Origin of the sequence: Micromonospora sp. RTGN7 (assembly GCF_033804645.1) — a bacterium.
GTDB lineage: Bacteria > Actinomycetota > Actinomycetes > Mycobacteriales > Micromonosporaceae > Micromonospora.
This window is the reverse complement of the sequence record NZ_JAPZLF010000006.1, coordinates 163,865-183,450: the sequence shown is the minus strand read 5'-3', so window position 1 is coordinate 183,450 and position 19,586 is coordinate 163,865. Positions and strand designations below refer to the sequence as shown.

The following is a 19,586-nucleotide window of genomic DNA, read 5'->3' as shown; positions in this document are numbered from 1 at the left end:
GGAAAGAGTGGTTATTCCGGCCGGAATAACCACTCTTTCCGTGAATAAGGCGGGTGGGAGAGCGGGGTGGGGTGGGGTGGAGGGGTGCGGGGTGGGGTGGAGGGTGTTTCGAGTGGTGGGGTGGGTGGTCCGGGGAGTTGCGCGTGGGGGGGTTCGCAGGGGTTGGGTGGGGCGGCCGCTGCTGGCCGGGGGCCTCGCCGTGGCTGCCTTGGGTGTCCTCGGTGGATGCCCGGGGGCGCCCTCGGACCCCGACCGTCCGCGCCGCGGCGCGGTTGACGTCGGCGACCCGTATGTCCCCGGGCACGGCAACGGTGGCTACGACGTGGCCGGGTACCGGCTGCGCGTTCGCTACGACCCGGCCGACGACCGGCTCACCGGGCACGCCACGGTCACCGCCACGGCGACCGCCGCCCTGTCCCGCTTCAACCTCGACCTCAGCGGCCTCACCGTCTCCACGGTCCGCGTCGACGGAACCCCGGCCCGGCACACCCGCGACGGCGGCGAACTGGTGGTCACCCCGGCACGCGGGCTGGCGAGGGGTGCCCGGTTCGCGGTTGACGTCGAGTACGCCGGGGTGCCCGTGCCGGTCGGAAGCGAGCTGGGCGTTGGCGGCTTCCTCGCCACGGCCGACGGCGCGGTGGCCCTCGGCCAGCCCGACTCGGCGGCCACCTGGTTCCCGGTCAACGACCACCCCTCCGACAAGGCCACCTATGACGTCGAGGTGACCGTCCCCGACGGCCTCGCCGCGCTCAGCAACGGGGTCCCGGCGGGGCGAAGCGGCAGCGGCGGCTGGACCACGTGGCGCTGGGCCGAGCGGGCGCCGATGGCCAGCTACCTCTGCACGCTGGTGATCGGCGACTACCGGGTCACCACGAGCACCCACGCCGGCAAGCCGATGGTCACCGCCGTCGCGGCGGGACTTCCGTCGGACGGGCCGGCCGCCGCCTCGATCGCCCGCACCGGGGAGATCGTCGACTTCCTCGCCGATCGAATCGGGCCGTACCCGTTCGACTCGTACGGCGGGATCGCCCTCGCCGACGACCGCGTCTCGTACGCGTTGGAGACGCAGTCCCGGCCGGTCTACGGGCCGGGCTTCTTCCGCTCGGGCCGGCCGGACACCGCTGTGGTCGCCCACGAGCTGGCCCATCAGTGGTTCGGCGACAGCGTCTCGTTGACCCGGTGGAGCGACATCTGGCTCAACGAGGGCTTCGCGACGTACGCCGAATGGCTCTGGGCCGAGCACGACGGCGGCCGGACCGCGCAACGCGCCTTCGAGCTGCGGTACGCGGCGACCGACTGGTCCCGGCCGTCGGTCGACCCGGGCCGGGCGGACATGTTCGGCGACGCCGTCTACCAGCGGGGCGCGCTGGCGGTGCACGCGCTGCGGCGTACCGTCGGCGACGAGGTCTTCTTCCGGGCCCTGCGCGTCTGGACGGCCGAGCGGCGCGGCGGCAACGCCACCACCGCCGACTTCGTCGCCCTCGCCGAGCGGGTCTCCGGCCGGCAGCTCGACGCGCTCTTCGACGCCTGGCTCGTCGGCGGCGCCGCCCCCGCCCTGCCCTGATCCCACCCTGCGTGACCGCCGGGTGGCGCACGCTCGGTAGGCTGCCGCGGGCGGAGCGGACCGGCCGGGGGCCGACGGGCCAGAGGTTTCCGCCCCGGGAGGGACGACGTGATGACGCTGCGCCTGCGAGGGCTGCGCCTCGGCACCGGGCTGCTGCTGGCAGTGGTGCTCGGGCCGGCCGCCTGCTCCTCGGCCGCCCCCGAGCCGTCCGGGCAGCGGGCCACCCCGTCGCCGACCCCCTCGCGGCAGTTCAAGCCCGGCGGGGCCGGGGTGGGCGACGCGTATTTTCCCGGGTACGGCAACGCCGGGTACGACGTCACCCGGTACACGGTCAAGGTTCGGTACGACCCGGCGAAGGACCGGCTCTCCGGCACCACCACCGTGCAGGCCACCGCCACCGTGGACCTCTCCTCGTTCAACCTGGACCTGGTCGGGCTGACCGTGCGCGCGGTGACTGTGGACGGCGCACCAGCCCGGCACGCCCACGCCGACGGCGAACTGGTCGTCACCCCCGCCGCCGGGTTGACCTCCGGCAACGGCTTCACCGCCGAGATCGGCTACGACGGCACGCCGGAGCCGCTGCGCAACGAGGACCTCGGCGAGGGCGGCTTTCGGCACACCTCCGACGGCGCGGTGGCCCTCGGCCAGCCTGAATCGGCGAGCACCTGGTTCCCGGTCAACGACCACCCCTCCGACAAGGCCGCTTACGACTTCGAGATCACCGTGCCGGAGGGGTTGACCGCCGTCAGCAACGGGGTGCCGGTGGGCAATAGCACCCGCGCCGGCTGGACCACCTGGAAGTGGGCCGAGCGTTCGCCCATGGCCAGCTACCTGAGCGCGGTGGCGATCGGCAAGTTCCGGGTGACCCGTGGCGAGCACAAGGGGCGGCCGGTGTTCAGCGCCGTCACCACGAAGCTGCCGAAGGGCGCCGGGGACGCCTCGGTCGCCCGCACCATCGAGGTGGCCGACTACCTGGAGGGCGTCTTCGGGCCGTACCCGTTCGACGCGTACGGCGGGGTGGTCGTCTCCGAGCCGGGCATCGGCTACGCGCTGGAGACGCAGAGCCGCCCCGTCTACTCGGCCACCTTCTTCCGTAGGGGCGAGAACACCGGGGTGGTCGCCCACGAGCTGGCCCACCAGTGGTTCGGCAACAGCGTCGCGTTGGCGAGGTGGCAGGACATCTGGCTCAACGAGGGGATGGCCACGTACGCGGAGTGGCTCTGGGAGGAGCACCGCAGCGGGCGGACCGTGCGGCAGTCGTTCGACATGGTGTACGCCGGCTCGTCCGGTGAGGTCTGGCGGACCCCGCCCGGGCGGCCGGGCGCGGCGAACCTGTTCAGCGAGTCGGTGTACCAGCGCGGGGCGATGACCGTGCACGCGCTGCGTACCACCGTCGGCGACCGGGTGTTCTTCGAGCTGCTGCGGACCTGGGCGGCCGACAAGCGCGACGGCAACGCCACCACCGCGGAGTTCGTCGCCCTCGCCGAGCGGGTCTCCGGCCGGCAGCTCGACGCGCTCTTCGACGCCTGGCTGTACGGCACCGAGCGGCCGGCGCGACCCGCGGCCCGCTGAGGCGGGGTCGCGCCGACCCGCCGTCACCAGGGCACCACCCCGGCGTCCTCGAAGAATCCGCCGGTGGGGCCGTCGTCGGGCAGGGTCGCGAGCCGGATCGCGATCGCCGCGCCCTGTTCGGGGGTGCGGATGCCCCGGAAGCCGTTGAGGTCGGTGGCGACGAAGCCGGGGCAGCCGGCGTTGATCAGGATGTTCGTGTCGCGCAGCTCCTTGGCGTACTGGACGGTGACGGCGTTGAGGAACGTCTTCGACGGCGAGTAGGCGACGGCCACCGGGCCGGTCGAGAGCTCGTCGGTGGAGGTGGACTGCCGGGTGAGGGAGCCGACGCCGCTGGACATGTTCACGATCCGCGGCGACGCCGAACGGCGCAGCAGCGGCAGCATGGCGTTGGTGACGCGGATGACGCCGATCACGTTGGTCTCCACGACGGTCCGCACGACCGCGAGGTCGACCGTGGTGGGCAGCTGCGGTGCGCTACCGGTCACGCCGGCGTTGTTGACCAGCACGTCGAGGCGGCCGGCACGCTCCTCGACCAGTCCGGCGGCGGCGGTCACGCTCGCGTCGTCGGTCACGTCCAGCGGCACGCCGAACGCGTCGATGCCGGCCGCGCGCAGCTTCGCCACGGCGGTTTCCCGGCGCTGCTCGTCCCGGGCGCCGACGCCGACGCTCCAGCCGAGGGCGCCCAGGCCGGCCGCGATCTCGTACCCGATTCCCTTGTTGGCGCCGGTGATCAGCGCGATTGTCTGTTCGCTCATGCAGTCGATCCTGTCCGTGTCCGGCAGGGCGGCCAACACCGTTTGGGTGGGCAGCGATACCTTCCGGGTATCGACCCTGGGTCTCGTGCGCCGCTCCGGCCGGCGTGGCACGGGCCGTTGCGCGCGTACCGTGGAGGCATGGAGACGCGGGAGCTGCGGTACTTCGTCGCCGTCGCCGAGGAGCTGCACTTCGGCCGGGCCGCGCAGCGGCTCGGGATCGCGCAGCCGCCGCTGTCGCGGGCGATCGGGCAGCTCGAACGGCGGCTCGGGGTGGCGCTGTTGGAACGCACCAGCCGTACCGTCGCGCTGACCGAGGCCGGCTCGGTGCTGCTGGTCGAGGGCCGGGCGGCCCTCGACGCGGTCGCCGCCGCCGACCGCCGTACCCGCCGTGCTGCCCTCGCCGTGACCGGCCATTCCGGCCTGGTCCTCGTCACCAAGGCCGGAGCGTCCAGCGAACTGCTGGCGAAGCTGCTCGACGCATACGCCGCCGAACCCGGTGCGGTCGCCGTCGAGGTGCACCTGTGTGGGATCGGCGAGCAGGAGCGGCTGCTGCGCGACGGGCGAGCGGACGTGGCGCTGCTGCATCGGCCGTTCGACTCGATCGCCGGGTTCGACACCGAGGAGCTGTGCACGGAGCGGCAGGTGGTGATCCTGCCGGCCGGGCATCCCCTCACCAGCCGGGCCCACCTGCGGATGGCCGACGTCACGGACATTCCCGGCCTGCCGCTGCCGCGCTGGCCAGACCGAGACGGCACGTACCCGGACGGCCCCGGTCCGCAGGTTCGCGACCCCGCGCAGCTGTACCAGTTGATCGCGCTCGGCCGGGCGTCGGCGGTCCTGCCCGAGTCGTGCCGGTTCCAGCTGCGCCCTGACCTCGCCGTCGTGCCGGTGCTGGATGCGCCCACGGTGACGACGGTGATCGCGTGGCCGCCGCACAGCCGGTCCCGGCCCCTCGCCGAGCTGATCCGGACCGCGACCCGGCTCTAGCCGGGCTAGTTCTTCACCACCAGCTCGGGGTGGGCGGCCAGGTACTCCTCGGCGCGGCCCTTCTTCAGCGCGGTGAGGAACTCCCGGCCGACCGGCTTGAGCTGCTCGCCGCGGTAGGCGCTGCCCTTGCCGACCCCCTCGCCGGGCAGGCCGACCAGGACGAGGCGGTCGGCCGGCAGCCCACCGAGGGCGTACGCGAGGTCGACGATCCGAGGCCCGCCCGCATAGCTGAGGGTGTCGCCCAGCGCGCCGACGATCTCCTCGACCCGGTCCGGCTGCCGGGACAGGCCCTCCCCCTGAATCTTGCGCATCAGCGCCCGGATCAGCTGTTGCTGGTGGCGTTGCCGGGCGTAGTCCCCGCCGTCCAGGCCGTAGCGCTGCCGGGCGTAGTCCAGCGCCTGCCAACCGGAGAGGTGCCGCTCGCCCTTCTCGTACACCATCTGCGGCCCGACGTAGCCGTTGCCGCCCGGTGCCGGGTCGCGGTGCCGGCCGTCCGGCCGCCGGTGCAGCGAGACGGTTCGCTGGTCGATGTAGATGTCGACCCCGCCGACCGCGTTGACCAGCTTCTCGAAACCCTGGAAGGTGACCGCCGCCCCGGCGTCGATGCGCAGTCCGGTGTACCCGCTGACCGTGCTGCGCAGCAGCTCGTATCCCTGGGCGGTGCTCGGCTGTTTCGGCTTGCCGGGCACCCGGCTGCCGTAGCTCATCGCGTGGGTGAGCTTGGTCTTGCCGCCGGAGTATCCGGCCTTGGTGAAGGCCGGGATGTCGACCAGCAGGTCGCGGGGGAGTGAGAAGACGTACGCCTGGTCCAGCTCCTTCGTCACGTGCGCCACCAGCACGGCGTCGCCGTGCGGCTCCCAGCCGGGCACGCTGACCCGGGTGTCCACGCCGACCAGGAGCAGGTTCAGCGGGCCGGTCACGTCCGCCCCCGGCGGAGGCGTGGGGCTCGGCGCGGCGGTGGACGGCGTGGGCGCGGCGGTGGCCGGCGTGGCCTCGCGCTGGGGCTGCCGGTCGGCGGTCAGTCGGATGCCGACCGTCGCGCCGGCCGCCACGAGGACGGCCGCCACGAGGACGGCCAGCCCCGGTCGCCATCTCCGGCGTGGAGTCTCCGCCTGTCCGGTCATGTCGCACCCCCGCCCGTACAACGCCCCGACCGAGGCGTCGGGTTGCGGCCGCGTGACGACGGATCGCCGGCGGCGTTGTGCATGATCGCGCGAAAACGGGCAGTGGCGCGATAGCTACCCGTCGGTAATGATGCGTTGATGCGGTACGAGGTCCTCGTCATAGGGTCCGGCTTCGGCGGCAGCGTCACCGCGCTCCGACTGGCCGAGAAGGGCTACTCGGTGGGCGTCCTGGAGGCCGGGCGGCGCTTCACCGACGAGGAGTTCCCCGAGACCTCGTGGCGGCTGCGCCGGTTCCTCTGGGCGCCGAAACTCGGCTGCTACGGCCTGCAACGCATCACCCTGCTGCGGTCCGCCGGCCGGAAGGCCGGCGGCGGGGTGCTGGTGCTCTCCGGCGCCGGGGTGGGCGGCGGCTCACTGGTCTACGCGAACACCCTCTACGAGCCCCTCGACGCGTTCTACGGCGACCGGCAGTGGCGCGACATCACCGACTGGCGGGCCGAGCTGGCCCGCCACTACGACCAGGCGAAGCGGATGCTCGGCGTCACCACGTACCCGGTGCACACCCGGGCGGACCGGGCGATGCGGGCGGTGGCCGACCGGATGGGGGTCGGGCACACCTACCACTCCACCCCGGTGGGGGTGCACATCGGCCGGCCGGGGGAGCGGGTCGCCGACCCGTACTTCGGCGGGGCGGGCCCGGAGCGCACCGGCTGCACGCACTGCGGCGCGTGCATGACCGGCTGCCGGCACGGGGCGAAGAACACCCTGGTCAAGAACTACCTGTGGCTGGCCGAGCGGCTCGGCGTGCAGGTGCACCCGCTGACCACGGTCACCGCCGTCCGCCCGGCAGCCGGCGGCGGCTACCGGGTCGAGACGGTCCGCACCGGGGCCTGGCTGCGTAACCGTCGCCAGGTGTTCCACGCCGACGAGGTGGTCTTCGCGGCCGGTGCGCTCGGCACCCAGCGGCTGCTGCACGAGATGCGGGCCACCGGGGCGCTGCCCGCCCTGTCGCCGCGCGTCGGCGAGCTGACCCGGACGAACTCCGAGGCGATCCTCGGCGCGTCCGTGCCGCCGGGACGGGCCCGGGCCGAGGGGCTGGACTTCACCGAGGGGGTGGCGATCACCGGCTCCTTCCACCCCGACCCGCAGACCCACATCGAGCCGGTCCGCTACGGGCGGGGCTCCAACGCCATGGGGCTGCTCCAGTCGCTGCTGGTCGACGGCGGCCCGCACCGGATCCGTCGCTGGGTGGCCACCCTGCTGCGGCAACCCGGGACCGCCGCCCGGATGCTCACCGTCCGCAACTGGTCGGAGCGGACCATCATCGCGTTGGTGATGCAGTCGGCCGACAACTCGCTGACCACCCGCTGGCGGCGCGGCCTGTTCGGCCGGCGGATGGTCTCCGGCCCCGGCCACGGCGCGCCCAACCCGACCTGGATCCCCGCCGGCAACACGGCGGCCCGGCTGCTCGCCGAGGAGATCGACGGCACGCCGGGCGGGTCGCTCACCGAGCCGTTCAACATCCCGGTGACCGCGCACATCCTCGGCGGGGCGGTGATCGGCGCCACCCCCGCCGACGGGGTGATCGACCCTTACCACCGGGTGTACGGGCACCCGGGCCTGCACGTGGTGGACGGGGCGGCCGTCTCGGCTAACCTCGGGGTGAACCCGTCGTTGACCATCACCGCCCAGGCCGAACGGGCGATGTCCTTCTGGCCCAACAAGGGCGAGGCCGACCCGCGCCCGCCGCTCGGGGAGCCGTACCTGCGCCTCGACCCGGTGCCGCCGGCCCACCCGGCCGTGCCGGCGGACGCGCCCGGCGCCCTGCGGGGGTGAGGGAACTGGGAGTGGCCGGCCGCCGCCCGGAGCCGGTGTGACTGTCGGTAGGCTTCCTGCCCATGAGCACGCCTCGTCCCGTCCTCGTCGTGGACTTCGGAGCCCAGTACGCCCAGCTCATCGCGCGCCGGGTGCGTGAGGCGAAGGTCTATTCGGAGGTCGTGCCGCACTCGATGCCGGTGGCCGAGATGCTGGCGAAGAACCCGGCCGCGATCATCCTCTCCGGCGGCCCGTCCAGCGTCTACGCCACCGATGCCCCGCAGATCGACGCGGGGATGTTCACCGCCGGCGTCCCGGTCTTCGGCATCTGCTACGGCTTCCAGGCGATGGCCCAGGCGCTCGGTGGCACCGTGGCGAGGACCGGTAACCGGGAGTACGGCGGCACCCCGCTGCGCCCTCGCCTCCTCGAGCCCGGTGTGCTGCTCCGTGATCTGCCGGCCGACCTGCCGGTCTGGATGAGCCACGGCGACTGTGTCACCGAGGCCCCGGCCGGCTTCACGGTGACCGCCGAGTCGGCGGGCGCTCCGGTCGCCGCGTTCGAGGACCTGGCCGGCCGCCGCGCCGGCGTCCAGTTCCACCCGGAGGTGGGGCACACCGCGCACGGCCAGGAGATGCTGACCCGCTTCCTCTACGACATCGCCGGCATCGAGCCGACCTGGACGCCCGAGAACATCATCGACGAGCAGGTGGCCCGGATCCGTGCCCAGGTCGGCGACAAGGAGGTCATCTGCGGCCTCTCCGGCGGGGTGGACTCGGCCGTTGCCGCCGCCCTGGTGCACAAGGCGGTCGGCGACCAGCTCACCTGCGTCTTCGTCGACCACGGGCTGCTGCGGGCCGGGGAGGCCGAGCAGGTGGAGAAGGACTACGTCGCCGCCACCGGCATCAAGCTCAAGGTCGTCGACGCGACCGACCGGTTCCTCGGCGCGCTGGCCGGGGTGATCGACCCGGAGCAGAAGCGCAAGATCATCGGTCGGGAGTTCATCCGGGTCTTCGAGGCCGCAGCCCGCGAGATCGCCTCGCACGGCGACGTCGAGTTCCTGGTGCAGGGCACCCTCTACCCGGACGTGGTGGAGTCCGGCGGCGGCACCGGCACCGCCAACATCAAGAGTCACCACAACGTCGGCGGCCTCCCGGAGGACCTGAAGTTCGCCCTGGTCGAGCCGCTGCGCACGCTCTTCAAGGACGAGGTCCGGGCGCTCGGGCTCCAGCTGGGGCTGCCCGAGGCGATGGTCTGGCGGCACCCGTTCCCGGGCCCCGGCCTGGCCATCCGGATCATCGGCGCGGTCGACCGGGAGCGGCTCGACCTGCTGCGCCAGGCCGACCTGATCGCCCGTGAGGAGCTGACCGCCGCCGGTCTGGACCGGGGGGTCTGGCAGTTCCCGGTGGTGCTGCTGGCCGACGTGCGCAGCGTCGGTGTGCAGGGCGACGGGCGCAGCTACGGGCATCCCGTGGTGCTGCGCCCCGTCTCCAGCGAGGACGCGATGACCGCCGACTGGTCCCGGCTGCCGTACGAGGTCGTCGCCCGGATCTCCACCCGGATCACCAACGAGGTGGCCGAGGTGAACCGGGTGGTCCTGGACGTCACCAGCAAGCCGCCGGGCACCATCGAGTGGGAGTGATCCCGCCCCGGTCGGCTCAGCCGGCCGTCGGCGGCACCGACCCCATGCCCTGGGTGGGCTGGTCGGCCGGGCCGGTGTGGGGGGCGGCCGGCGGGTAGGACGGCGCCGAGGCGTACCCCGGGGTGGGTGCCGCCGGTGCCGGGCCGGGCGTCGCGTTCTCCGCCGGGTGCGGCCAGGCCGGGGCGCCGGTCGGCTCCTCCGGCATCAGGAACCACATGATCGGGTACGCGAGGGCGGCGACCCCGCCGGTGAGCAGGGCCACGACGGCGAAGGCGACCCGGACCAGGGTGGGGTCGACGGCGAAGTAGCGGCCGAGGCCGCTGGCCACCCCGGCGACCATCCGGTCGGTGGTGGGGCGGCGGAGCTGCTTGTACGGGGGCTGGTGTGACTGTGTCGAGGTCATGTCTCCACGGTCCGCGTCGGGCGACGCGCCGACCTCGGTGAGGGCCCCGATCCTTACCCTGGCCGATCCCTGATGATCCAGTCTTCAGTCAGGAATCTGACTCTTTTCGATTCGCGTAACGCTGGCCGGGGAGAATTTCCCCCCGTGACCACCATGCTGGAGCCGCTCCGCAGGATCGCGGCATACGCAGTTTGTGCTGATTCAGTCGGCCGGGTGTTGCTGGTTCGCGCATCGGAGCGCTCCGGTACCCCTGGCGCCTGGTCCCTCCCCGGCGGTGCGGTCGACCACGGCGAGGACCCGTTCCACACCGTCGTCCGGGAGACCGCCGCCGAGACCGGGCTCTCGGTCGCCGTCGCCGGCCTGGCCGACGTCCTGGCGGACATGCGGGCCCTGCCCGAGCGGGGCATCACCATCCACACCGACCGGCTCATCTACCAGGTCTCGGTGCGCGGTGGCACGCTGGCCGACCGGGTCGACCGACCCACCGACCTGGTCCGCTGGTTCACCCTCACCGAGGCACGTGAGCTGCCGCTGCGCGCGTTCACCGCGCGGGCCCTCGGCCTGCCCACCTCCTCGGCCGACGTGGTGCCCGACGAGGCCCCGGAGTTCCCCTCCTTCTACGCGGTTCCCGGCCCGGACGGGCTGCACCGGGCCCAGCGCTTCGCCGCGTACGCGGTGGCCACCGACCCGGAGGGCCGGGTGCTGCTGACCCGGGTCTCCGACGGGTACCCGGGGGCCGGCTGCTGGCACCTGCCCGGCGGGGGCACCGACTACGGCGAGCAGCCGGGCGCGGCGCTGATCCGGGAGCTGGTCGAGGAGACCGGTCAGCGGGGCCGGCTGATCGAGCTGCTCGGCGTGGCCAGCCACCGTGACGCCGCCTCGCTCGGCCCGGAGGGTTACCCAATCGACTGGCACGGCGTACGTGCCTTCTACCGGGTGGCGGTCGACCAGCCCGCCCCGCCCACCGTGACGGACGTCGGCGGCTCCACCTGCGAGGCCCGCTGGTTCGCCCGCGACGAGCTCGGCGCCCTCCCCGCCGACCGCCTCACCGAGGTCACCGCCGAAGCCGTCCAAGCCGCCCACCTGACCTGACCCCCACCCTGACCCCCACCCCCACCCCCACCCCCACCCGGGGTGAGCAGCGTTGATCATGAGGTTATTGTCGCGACACGCCGGGGCGGTGGGCGATAACTTCATGATCGACGGGTACCTGGGTGCGGGAGAGGGAGAGAGGGCGGGGGTGTGGAGCGGCGGCGGCGGGTGGGGGCGTACGGGGTCTGCCGGGATCGGGATGGGCGGGTGTTGCTCGTGCGGGGGGCCGAGCTGGCCGACTTCCCGGGGGTGTGGCAGCTGCCCGGAGGTGGGCTGGGGCATGGGGAAGAACCCGAGGCGCACGTCGTGCGGGAGTTCGCCGACCAGACCGGGCTCGCCGTCGCGACGGCCGGGCCGGTCGCCGCTGTCGCGGACGTCATCGCGCTGCCCGACGTGGGTGTCGCGGTGCACACCGACCGGATCGTCTTCGCCGTGGAGGCGACCGGCGGCGCGCTGCGGAACGAGACCGACGGCACCACCGACCTGGTGCGCTGGGTGAGCCTCGACGAGGCGACCGGGCTGCCGCTGATGCCGTTCACCGCCGAGGCGCTCGGGCTGCCGGTCACCCCGTCGCGTCCCGTCGTGTCCCGCTCGCCGTACCCGCCGCTGTCGATCGGCCGGCGGCAGCGCTTCGCGGCGTACGGCCTGGTCACCGACCCGTCCGGGCGGGTGCTGCTCACGCTGATCGCGGACGGCTACCCGGGTGCTGGCCGGTGGCACCTGCCCGGCGGCGGCACCGACCACGGAGAGCAGCCGGCCACCGGGCTGCTCCGCGAACTGGTCGAGGAGGCGGGCCAGCTCGGTCGGGTGGCCGACCTGCTGATGGTGCACAACCTGCACAGTCCCGCCGCGCAAGGGCCGGAGGGCCGGCCGCTGGACTGGCACGGGGTTCGGGTGGTCTACCGGGTGGTGGTGGACCACCCGACCGAGGCGCGGGTCACCGAGCCGGCCGGCGGATCGACGGCGGAGGCGGCCTGGTTTTTCCCCGACCAGCTCCAGGGGCTCCTGATGACCGAGGTCGCGGCGCTGGCAATCGGACATCAGACCGCATAGCACCCGCCCGCCCGGCCGTCATCGACGGACTCCGGTAGTCTGTAGGCAGGGTTGACGAGAAACGGGCGATGAAGCCCGAGACGGGAATGAAGAGGCGGTTCGCGCGGTTTGACGGAGATGTAGGTATCACCGGCAGCTATCGCCAAGTCCCAGTCCCCTATGTAATGGTGTACTCCGCTTGAACGGCTGCCGGGCCAGCAGCGGTCCGGCACGAGATAGCCGGACGCCCGCCCCCGTGGCGGCCAGCCGATTCGGTGATGGAGGAAACGTGCCGAGAGCCCCATGGCGCCGGCGTCGTACGACTGACAGTCCGCGCCCCGCAGGGCGTCGCTGGGCGGGCCGGTTGCGCCGCAGCAGCACGTTCGCCCGTCAGGTCCTGCTCGTCCGGGTGGGTCGCCGCGAGGGCACCGCCACCGGCGGCGATCTGGCCTCACCCGAGCACCGCTACCTCGACCGGCAGCGCCGTCGGTACGGCGTCGACCGGTACGAGCGCGCCGACTTCCAGGCGATCGTGCCGGTGAGTCCGGCGCTCGCCCCCAGCACCCCGGTCGATGACGCGGCGTCGATGTCGATCCCGCTGTTGCCGGGCGAGCGGACGGCGGCCCGCCGGGCCAAGTTCGCGCTGGTCAACGCCTGTACCCTGGCCAGCCTGGTGCTCGGCATCAACGCCATCTTCATGGCCATGCAGGGTGAGGCGCGCCTTGCCGCGCTCCTCCTCATCGCCTGCGTCGTCTTCGACGGGCTCGATGGCCTGCTTGCTCGCAAGCTCGGGGTGGCCAGTCCGTTCGGTGCCCAGATGGACTCGCTGGCCGACATGTGCTCGTTCGGCCTCGCCGCCCCGGTTGTGGTCTACGCCTCGCTCGCCGGCGAGGCACCGCGCGCCGCAGCCGCGATGGCCGCCGCGCTCGTCGCCGCCTGCGCGGCGATCCGGCTCGCCCGGTTCAACGTCTCGCCGAAGGACGGCCGCTTCTTCTGCGGCGTGCCGACCACGATGGCCGCGGCCGTGCTCGCCCTGACCGTCGCCATCGGGCTGCCGCTGCCCGGCCTGGTACAGATCGCCGGGGTGGCGCTGCTGGCCGTCGCGATGGTCTCCAGCTTCCCCTACGCGAAGCTGGCCCGGCTGGTCAAGCTGCCGCCGTGGCTGTGGCTGGCCCCGGTGGTCGGCGCGCTGGTCGACGTCCGGCTGACCTTCGCCCTGGTCGTGATGGGTTACCTGGTCAGTGGCCCGCTGCTCTGGCTGCACCAGCGCCGCACCGTCTGACCCGACGAACGAAAACAGCAGGGGCGCCGCGAAAGCGGCGCCCCTGCTGTTGTGCCCGGGGTCAGCGCCAGCGGGCGATGACCGTGGACCCGCCGATGACCTTGTCGCCCGGTCCGACCAGCGGGTCGGCCGCGTCGACCGGCAGGTAGACGTCGGTCCGTGAGCCGAACCGGATCAGGCCGAACCGCTCGCCCCTGGCCAGCAGCGCGCCGATCGGGGCGCGCTGCACGATCCGCCGGGCGATGAGCCCGGTACGCTGCGCGACGACCACCGTGCCGTGCTCGGTGTCCAGCACCGTGTACGCCGCCACGTTGTGCTCGGCGTCCGGCTTCATAGCGTTGACGAAACCGCCATCGGCGACGAAGTAGTCGACCACCTTGCCGGCCACCGGGGACCGGTTGACGTGCACGTCCAGCACCGACAGGAAGACCGCGACCCGCAGCCACTCGCCGTCGCCGAAGCGCTCGTCGCGCAGCCGCTGCACCGACAACACCTGCCCGTCGGCGGCAGCCACCACGGCCGACGGGTCCTCGGGGACGTCCCGCTCCGGGTCCCGGAAGAACGCTGCCACCGGGGCGGCGGCCAGCGCCGGCAGCAGCCACAGCTTCGACTTCGGCCGGACCACCCGGGCCAGCGCGGCGAGCCCCAGGGTGATCCCGGCCGCCGCCACGCCGTTGGAGTCGATGTGCATGCTTCGGGTCAGCGGGACGCTGGACGGCCGGTGGGCCGGGGCAAGCCGGGCCGCGACCGCCGCGCTGGCCGGGGTGAACCGGAGCTGGTACACCCGTACCGGCGGGGAGTTGCGCAGCACCAGGTCGGTCCCGACGCCGTGCAGCGCGCCCTGCCGTTCCAACTCGGCCGCGGCGCCGGCGGTGCGCCCGGGGGCGGCCGGCGCGGCGAGGCTGAGCACCGCGCCGTCGGCGAGGTACTTGGCCAGGCCGTCGATGGTGGTGCGGGCCTCGTCGGCGGTGCCGGTGAGCGGCTCGGCGGCGATGATTACCTCGCTCGCGTCGACCTCGGCGAGGGAGTCCACCACGCGTACCCGGTCGGCGACCCAGCGGCCCTGGGCCGTCACGTGTTCGCGCAGCTCGGTGGGCGCGGTCGTGGTGGCCGGCACGATGGTGAGGGTGTCGCCGGGCAGCAGGGCGTCGATCGCCGCGGCCAGCACCGCGGAGCCCGGGGTCGCGCCGACCAGCAGGGCGGCCTTCGGGTCGTTGCGCCGGGCGAGCTCGGTGACCAGGGTACGGGCGGCACGCTCGCCGATGCGGACCGGACCGGGCCGGCCGGAGGTGCGCACGGCGGGGGACTGGGTCATGTCGGACGGGCTCCTGACGGGGTAGAGACGGAATCGCGGTGGGGCCGCCACGGTGACCCGGTCGGGTCGGCCGCGGAGGAGGCCCCGTGAGCAGGTGGCTCGGCCGCGCGTGACGCCGCGACCGGTCGGCTCGGCTCTCGGGTGGCACCGCGACCGGTCGGCTCGACCAGGGACGGGCCGCGACCGGTCGGCCGTGGCCACGGACGGGCCGCGGCGTGGGCCAGCCGGCGGAAACGAGCTCTCCACCGGCCAGCATATGCGCCCCGCGCGGGCGACCGCACCGCCGTGGTCAGCCGTCCGCCCGGCCCGGCCCGCGCAGCGGCGCGTCCGGCGTGGACGACGCCGTCGGGTCCACCGTCGGCGCGACGGCGGTCGGGTCGGTCAACCGGGGCAGCGGCTCGGTGACCCGCTCGGTGGCCGGACCGGACGGCGACCCACCGGCGGCCTCGTCGTCCAGCGGGTCCGTCGGCGACCAGCGGGGCGCTCCACCTGCGCCGCTGACCGGCCGCTCCTCGACGGCCCCAGGGTGCCCGTCGGTGGCCGCCCCGGTGGACCACTCGTCGGCCGGGGCGGGGCTGACCCCGGTGCCCGGCGGGTCGGCGAGGCCGGCCCCCCCGGTGTCCGGGGCTCCTGGTCGGTCGGTGCCCGGTCCGTCGCCGAGGTCGACGGCCACGGTCTCCTCCGGTGTCGGCCGGGTGGCGTCGGTGTTCCGGTCGCTGCGGCCTGAGCGCAACGCGCCGACCAGCCCCAGCAGGCCGATCAGGATCAGCCCGCCGGCCAGGAACCAGCCCACCGGTGGGAGGTCCAGGCCGAGTAACTGGGCGAGCAGCCACCACGCGGCGAGGGCCACGAAAACGAGACCGAAGGCGAGGGAGACGAGATCGGTACGGTGCGCCTTCATCGGGTCACCTCCAGGTTGCCGGCGTTGACGTGGACGTAGAGGCGCAGTTTCCCGCCGCCGGCGCCGTCCCTGCCGAGGTCGGTGCTCTCCCGGGTCTTGCCGTCCAGCCCTCCGGAGCGGTTGCCGAAGACCGTGGCGTCCCCGGCGTTGACGTCGGCGATCGTGGTGACGTCGACGTTCGGCGGCACCACCACGGTCGCCTTTCCGAAGTTGACCTCGACGGTCACCTGGGTGTCCTGCTTGTCGAGGTCGACCCCGCGCAGGTCGAGCACGGCGTCGCCGAAGCTGTTCTCGTACCGGTCGGCCAGGTCGCGGCGGTCGGTGGGGGCCCAGGTGACGTCGCCGTCCACCCCACGGATCCGGTCATAGGACTCCGCCACCGTGGCGATGCCGAGCGCAGCTGTGGTGATCAGGCCGAACGCGATCAGCCACCGCGCCCGGCCGAACCAGGTGCCGACGAGCAGGCCGAGGCCGATGGTGGCCAGGGCCGCCGCGAAATACGCCGCTGCGCCCACGTGGATGACGTCCAGCAGGTCGAGGACGGCGACCACGCCGAGCACCAGGAAGATCAGCGAGAAGGTCACGGCGCCCAGCGGGGAGCGTTCCCGGGGCCGTTTCGGCGGTTTGACCGGCGGCGGGGGCGGCGGGGGCGGCGCCGATCGCGGGCCGCTGGCGTACGGGCCGTGCGGGGCGAACGGTGGCCGGTAGCCGGCCGCGCCGACCGGCGGGTACCCGGCCATCGACACGCCGACCGGGGGGAGGGGGCCGGTCGACGTGCCCGGTGCCGGCGGCCAGGCAGGAAACTCGGTGGTCGGCTCGTCCGGGGGCCGGACCGGGGCGGTGGCCCACGCGGCCCCCGGCTGATCGGCGAGAGACGCCCCGGCGGGTTGCCCCGTGAACGGCATCCCGGGCTGTTGGCCGGGGAACGGCCCCCCGGAGCCGTGCGTCGCGAGCGGCTGACCGGGGAACGGTGCCGCCGGGGCCTGCGTTGCGAAGGGCTGCCCCGACGACGGCGTGCCGAGTGGCCGGCCGAGGGCCGAGTGGCCGGCCGTCGGCGTCTGAGGGGTGGCCCCGAAGCCGGTGGGCGGCGCGAACAGGCCCGGCGTGGGCCACGCGACCGACGGCACCGGGCCGGGCTGGCCGGGGAACGGTCCCCGGTCGGGCGGGGCGCTCCGGCCGACCGCCCCGGGGGCCCGGTTGAGCAGCAGCGCGCCACCTACCAGGATCGCCGCGCCGAGCAGCACCGCCCGGAACCCGTCGGTGACGATGTACCCGAAGCTCACCGCCACCAGGATGCTCAGCACGATCACGGTGACCGGGGACATGCTGGACCGGCCCCGGCCCAGCATGGACTCGACCGGGGAGGCGGTGTCGCCCTCGCCGGGGATGATCAGCCAGGCCGCGACGTACACGAGGATGCCGATGCCGCCGAAGAAGCCGAGCACGGCGAGCAGCACCCGCCACAGCACCGGGTCGGTGTTGGTGGCCCGGCCGATCGCGGCGCACACGCCGGCCAGGTAGCGGCCCTCACGGGGGCGGACCAGCCCGTACCGGGAGGTGAAGCCGGCGCCCTCGGGCGGCGGGGGCGGCGGTGCCGCGTATCCCCCCGGCGGGGGCGGCGGTGGCCCCCAGCCGGGGCCGTCGGACCCGGGGCCCAGCCCGCCCGGCGGTGGCCCGGCGGCGCCGGCAGCCGGCGGCGGCCAGCCGCTCGGCGCGGACGCCTCCGGCCCGCCTCCCGTCCCGGCCTGGTCGGTCGCCCCGGCCTGTGGGGGGAGGTCTGCGGCGTCGACCGCGCCGACCGTCCTCGGCCCCGTGGGGGCCTCGGTCGTACCCGACTCCTCCGGCCCGGCGAACCGGGCGGGCCCGAAGGTGGTCGGCGCGGTCCAACTGGCGGGCGTGGTGGATGCCGGACCCGCCGGTGGCGGCCCGTCCGGTGGTGCCGCCCCGGGACGGGGCGACGGGACAGCTTCCTCGGTCATGGGTCGATCCTGCTGCCCCGACCGGCCGGTTCACCTCAGGAACCGACCCTGACCCCACCCTGAGATCGGGCGGGCCGGATGTCGGGGGCGTCCCCGTGGTCCCGGACGGCTTCCGCGTGTGACGATCGAACCGCGCAGCTCCGGAGTCCGCCTGTCACCCCTGACCAGGGAGCCCTTGATCAGCACCGTGAACCAGCCACCCCGCCTCTACCGGGCGCCCGAGCACCGGATGGCCGCCGGTGTGGCCGCCGGCATCGCCGACCATCTCGGCATCTCGGTCGTCCGGGTGCGGATCGCCTTCACGGTGCTGCTCGGCCTCAGCGGGCTCGGGCTGCTGCTCTATGCCGCCTTCTGGGCGGTCGTGCCGCTGCGGCCGGGGGACACCGCCGCCGTTGCGCCCCGGCGGGACCTCGGCCAGTTACTGCCGTTCGTGGCGATCGGGTTCGGGGTGCTCCTGGTGCAGGTGATGGTCTTCGACTCCGTCGGTGCGGCGGGCACCGCCGGCTGGCTGGTCGCGATCATCGCGGTAGGCACCGGGGTGATCTGGCACCAGTCCGCGCCGGAGCGCCGCTGGCAGTGGGGCGAGGCGATGCCGGTGCCGTGGTTGGGCGCGGTGGTGGAGGAGAGCGACCGGCGGGCGTTCGTGCTGCGGTTCATCGGCGGCGGGGTGCTGGTCGCGGTCGGCATCATCGGCGTCGCGGCGGTCTACTCGCCGGCGCAAAACTTCGATGCGGTGATCAACGGCGTCATCTTCGCGCTGGTGGGGCTGGCCGGCGTGGGGGTGGTGGCGGCCCCGGTGCTGTGGCGGACGTACAACCAGCTCCGCTCGGAGCGCGAGGGACGCATCCGCGAGCAGGAACGGGCGGAGCTGGCCGCCATGGTGCACGACCAGGTGCTGCACACCCTCGCCCTGATCCAGCGCAACGCCGCCGACGTCACGACCGTGCAGCGGCTGGCCCGCGGGCAGGAACGTTCGCTGCGCAACTGGCTCTACAAGCCGGCCGCCTCGCCCGCCGAACGGTTCGCGGCGGCCCTGGAGCAGGCGGCGGCCGAGGTGGAGGACACCTTCGCGATCACCGTGGAGGCGGTGGTGGTGGGCGATCGGGGAACCGACGAGCGGGTCGGTGCGCTGGTGGCGGCTGCCCGGGAGGCGCTGGTGAACGCGGCCCGGCACGCCGGGGTGCGGACCGTCTCGCTCTACGCGGAGGTGGAGCCGGAGCAGGTGAGCGTCTTCGTCCGGGATCGGGGCAAGGGCTTCGACCCCGATACGGTGGAGGACCACCGGCACGGCGTCCGGGGGTCGATCATCGGACGGATGAGGCGGCACGGCGGCCGGGCGGAGATCCGCTCAGAGCTGGGGGAGGGGACTGAGGTGCGGTTGATCCTGCCGATCTCCCGCGACCAGTCCACAGCGGAAAGGGACAGCTGACCATGGCCGAGCAGTCGATCGGGCCCGTCGAGGGGGGCCAGGGCCGCCCCGAGCGGTTGCGCGTCTTCCTCGTTGACGACCATGCCATGTTCCGGGCGGGGGTCCGCGCGGAGTTGGGCGCCCACGTCGAGGTGGTGGGTGAGGCCAGCACGGTGGCCGAGGCGGTCGCTCGGATCGCCGCCACCGTCCCCGACGTGGTGCTGCTGGACGTGCACATGCCTGACGGCGGCGGCCGGGCGGTGCTGGAGGCGCTGCGCCGGAGTCACCCGCAGGTGCGGTTCCTGGCGCTGAGCGTCTCCGACGCGGCCGAGGACGTGATCGGCCTGATCCGGGCCGGCGCCCGGGGCTACGTCACCAAGACCATCTCCCCGGACGAGTTGGCCGCGGCGGTCCGTCGGGTGGCCGACGGGGACGCCGTGTTCAGCCCTCGGCTGGCCGGGTTCGTGCTGGACGCCTTCGCGGCCCGGCCGGACGCCCCGGTGGCCGACCCGGAGCTGGACCAGCTGACCAACCGGGAGCGCGAGGTGCTCCGGCTGCTCGCCCGGGGGTACGCGTACAAGGAGATCGCCAAGGAGCTCTATATCTCGATCAAGACGGTCGAGACGCATGTGTCGAACGTGCTGCGCAAGCTCCAGATGTCCAACAGGTACGAGCTGTCCCGGTGGGCGGCCGACCGCCGGCTGGTCTGATCAACTC

Annotated in this window: 15 protein-coding genes and 1 pseudogene; 10 read left to right on the top strand and 6 right to left on the bottom strand. The window is 73.9% G+C overall.

Going from position 1 to position 19,586, the window contains the following annotated elements; all coding sequences use genetic code 11:
* Window positions 1–166: 166 nt before the first annotated feature.
* Window positions 167–1,564 (top strand): M1 family metallopeptidase, encoded by a 1,398-nt coding sequence (locus SNR22_RS11215; protein WP_320066458.1) that lies wholly within the window; start codon window positions 167–169, stop codon window positions 1,562–1,564.
* Between the two features lie 117 nt (window positions 1,565–1,681).
* The gene (locus SNR22_RS11210; RefSeq protein WP_413775622.1) at window positions 1,682–3,136 is read left to right on the top strand and encodes a M1 family metallopeptidase; all 1,455 of its coding nucleotides are present in this window, start codon (window positions 1,682–1,684) and stop codon (window positions 3,134–3,136) included.
* 23 nt (window positions 3,137–3,159) lie between these two features.
* Here SNR22_RS11210 and SNR22_RS11205 read toward each other — a convergent pair whose 3' ends face one another.
* Window positions 3,160–3,891, bottom strand: coding sequence for an SDR family oxidoreductase (locus SNR22_RS11205; protein ID WP_320066456.1), 732 nt, complete (start codon window positions 3,889–3,891; stop codon window positions 3,160–3,162).
* Window positions 3,892–4,029: 138 nt separating this feature from the next.
* Here SNR22_RS11205 and SNR22_RS11200 point away from each other — a divergent pair, with 138 nt between their 5' ends.
* Complete coding sequence (locus SNR22_RS11200; protein WP_320066455.1) at window positions 4,030–4,878, top strand: LysR family transcriptional regulator; 849 nt, start codon at window positions 4,030–4,032, stop codon at window positions 4,876–4,878.
* A gap of 5 nt (window positions 4,879–4,883) precedes the next feature.
* On the opposite strand, the gene SNR22_RS11195 is transcribed toward SNR22_RS11200, so the two are convergent.
* Window positions 4,884–6,002 carry an LCP family protein gene (locus SNR22_RS11195; protein ID WP_320066454.1) on the bottom strand — a complete coding sequence of 373 codons (1,119 nt, stop codon included), beginning with the start codon at window positions 6,000–6,002 and terminating at the stop codon, window positions 4,884–4,886.
* A 138-nt stretch (window positions 6,003–6,140) separates the two neighbouring features.
* Between SNR22_RS11195 and SNR22_RS11190 the strand changes: the two genes are divergently transcribed.
* Both SNR22_RS11190 and guaA read left to right on the top strand, forming a co-directional pair.
* Complete coding sequence (locus SNR22_RS11190; protein ID WP_320066453.1) at window positions 6,141–7,838, top strand: GMC family oxidoreductase; 1,698 nt, start codon at window positions 6,141–6,143, stop codon at window positions 7,836–7,838.
* A 62-nt stretch (window positions 7,839–7,900) separates the two neighbouring features.
* Window positions 7,901–9,457, top strand: coding sequence for a glutamine-hydrolyzing GMP synthase (guaA, locus tag SNR22_RS11185; RefSeq protein ID WP_320066452.1), 1,557 nt, complete (start codon window positions 7,901–7,903; stop codon window positions 9,455–9,457).
* 16 nt (window positions 9,458–9,473) lie between these two features.
* On the opposite strand, the gene SNR22_RS11180 is transcribed toward guaA, so the two are convergent.
* A complete protein-coding gene (locus SNR22_RS11180; RefSeq protein ID WP_320066451.1) occupies window positions 9,474–9,860 on the bottom strand; it encodes a PspC domain-containing protein in 387 nt (128 codons plus the stop codon).
* Window positions 9,861–10,004: 144 nt separating this feature from the next.
* Between SNR22_RS11180 and SNR22_RS11175 the strand changes: the two genes are divergently transcribed.
* The 3 genes from SNR22_RS11175 (at window position 10,005) to SNR22_RS11165 (ending at window position 13,266) form a co-directional block, all read left to right on the top strand.
* Complete coding sequence (locus tag SNR22_RS11175) at window positions 10,005–10,952, top strand: NUDIX hydrolase (protein WP_320066450.1); 948 nt, start codon at window positions 10,005–10,007, stop codon at window positions 10,950–10,952.
* Between the two features lie 150 nt (window positions 10,953–11,102).
* Window positions 11,103–12,005, top strand: a complete 903-nt coding sequence (locus SNR22_RS11170; RefSeq protein ID WP_320066449.1) for an NUDIX domain-containing protein — start codon at window positions 11,103–11,105, stop codon at window positions 12,003–12,005.
* 343 nt (window positions 12,006–12,348) lie between these two features.
* The gene (locus SNR22_RS11165; protein WP_320066448.1) at window positions 12,349–13,266 is read left to right on the top strand and encodes a CDP-alcohol phosphatidyltransferase family protein; all 918 of its coding nucleotides are present in this window, start codon (window positions 12,349–12,351) and stop codon (window positions 13,264–13,266) included.
* 61 nt (window positions 13,267–13,327) lie between these two features.
* On the opposite strand, the gene SNR22_RS11160 is transcribed toward SNR22_RS11165, so the two are convergent.
* The 3 genes and pseudogenes from SNR22_RS11160 to SNR22_RS11150 all read right to left on the bottom strand — a co-directional run bounded on the left by SNR22_RS11160 (window position 13,328) and on the right by SNR22_RS11150 (window position 17,461).
* Window positions 13,328–14,581 carry a phosphatidylserine decarboxylase gene (locus SNR22_RS11160; RefSeq protein ID WP_320066447.1) on the bottom strand — a complete coding sequence of 418 codons (1,254 nt, stop codon included), beginning with the start codon at window positions 14,579–14,581 and terminating at the stop codon, window positions 13,328–13,330.
* Window positions 14,582–15,295: 714 nt separating this feature from the next.
* Window positions 15,296–15,482 (bottom strand): annotated as a pseudogene (locus tag SNR22_RS11155) (hypothetical protein); the annotation flags it as partial.
* A complete protein-coding gene (locus SNR22_RS11150; protein ID WP_320066446.1) occupies window positions 15,479–17,461 on the bottom strand; it encodes a PspC domain-containing protein in 1,983 nt (660 codons plus the stop codon). The gene SNR22_RS11150 and the pseudogene SNR22_RS11155, both read right to left, overlap by 4 nt.
* 160 nt (window positions 17,462–17,621) lie before the next feature.
* Here SNR22_RS11150 and SNR22_RS11145 point away from each other — a divergent pair, with 160 nt between their 5' ends.
* Window positions 17,622–18,890 (top strand): PspC domain-containing protein, encoded by a 1,269-nt coding sequence (locus tag SNR22_RS11145; protein ID WP_320066596.1) that lies wholly within the window; start codon window positions 17,622–17,624, stop codon window positions 18,888–18,890.
* 2 nt (window positions 18,891–18,892) lie between these two features.
* Window positions 18,893–19,579, top strand: coding sequence for a response regulator transcription factor (locus SNR22_RS11140; RefSeq protein WP_320066445.1), 687 nt, complete (start codon window positions 18,893–18,895; stop codon window positions 19,577–19,579).
* Window positions 19,580–19,586: the final 7 nt, after the last annotated feature.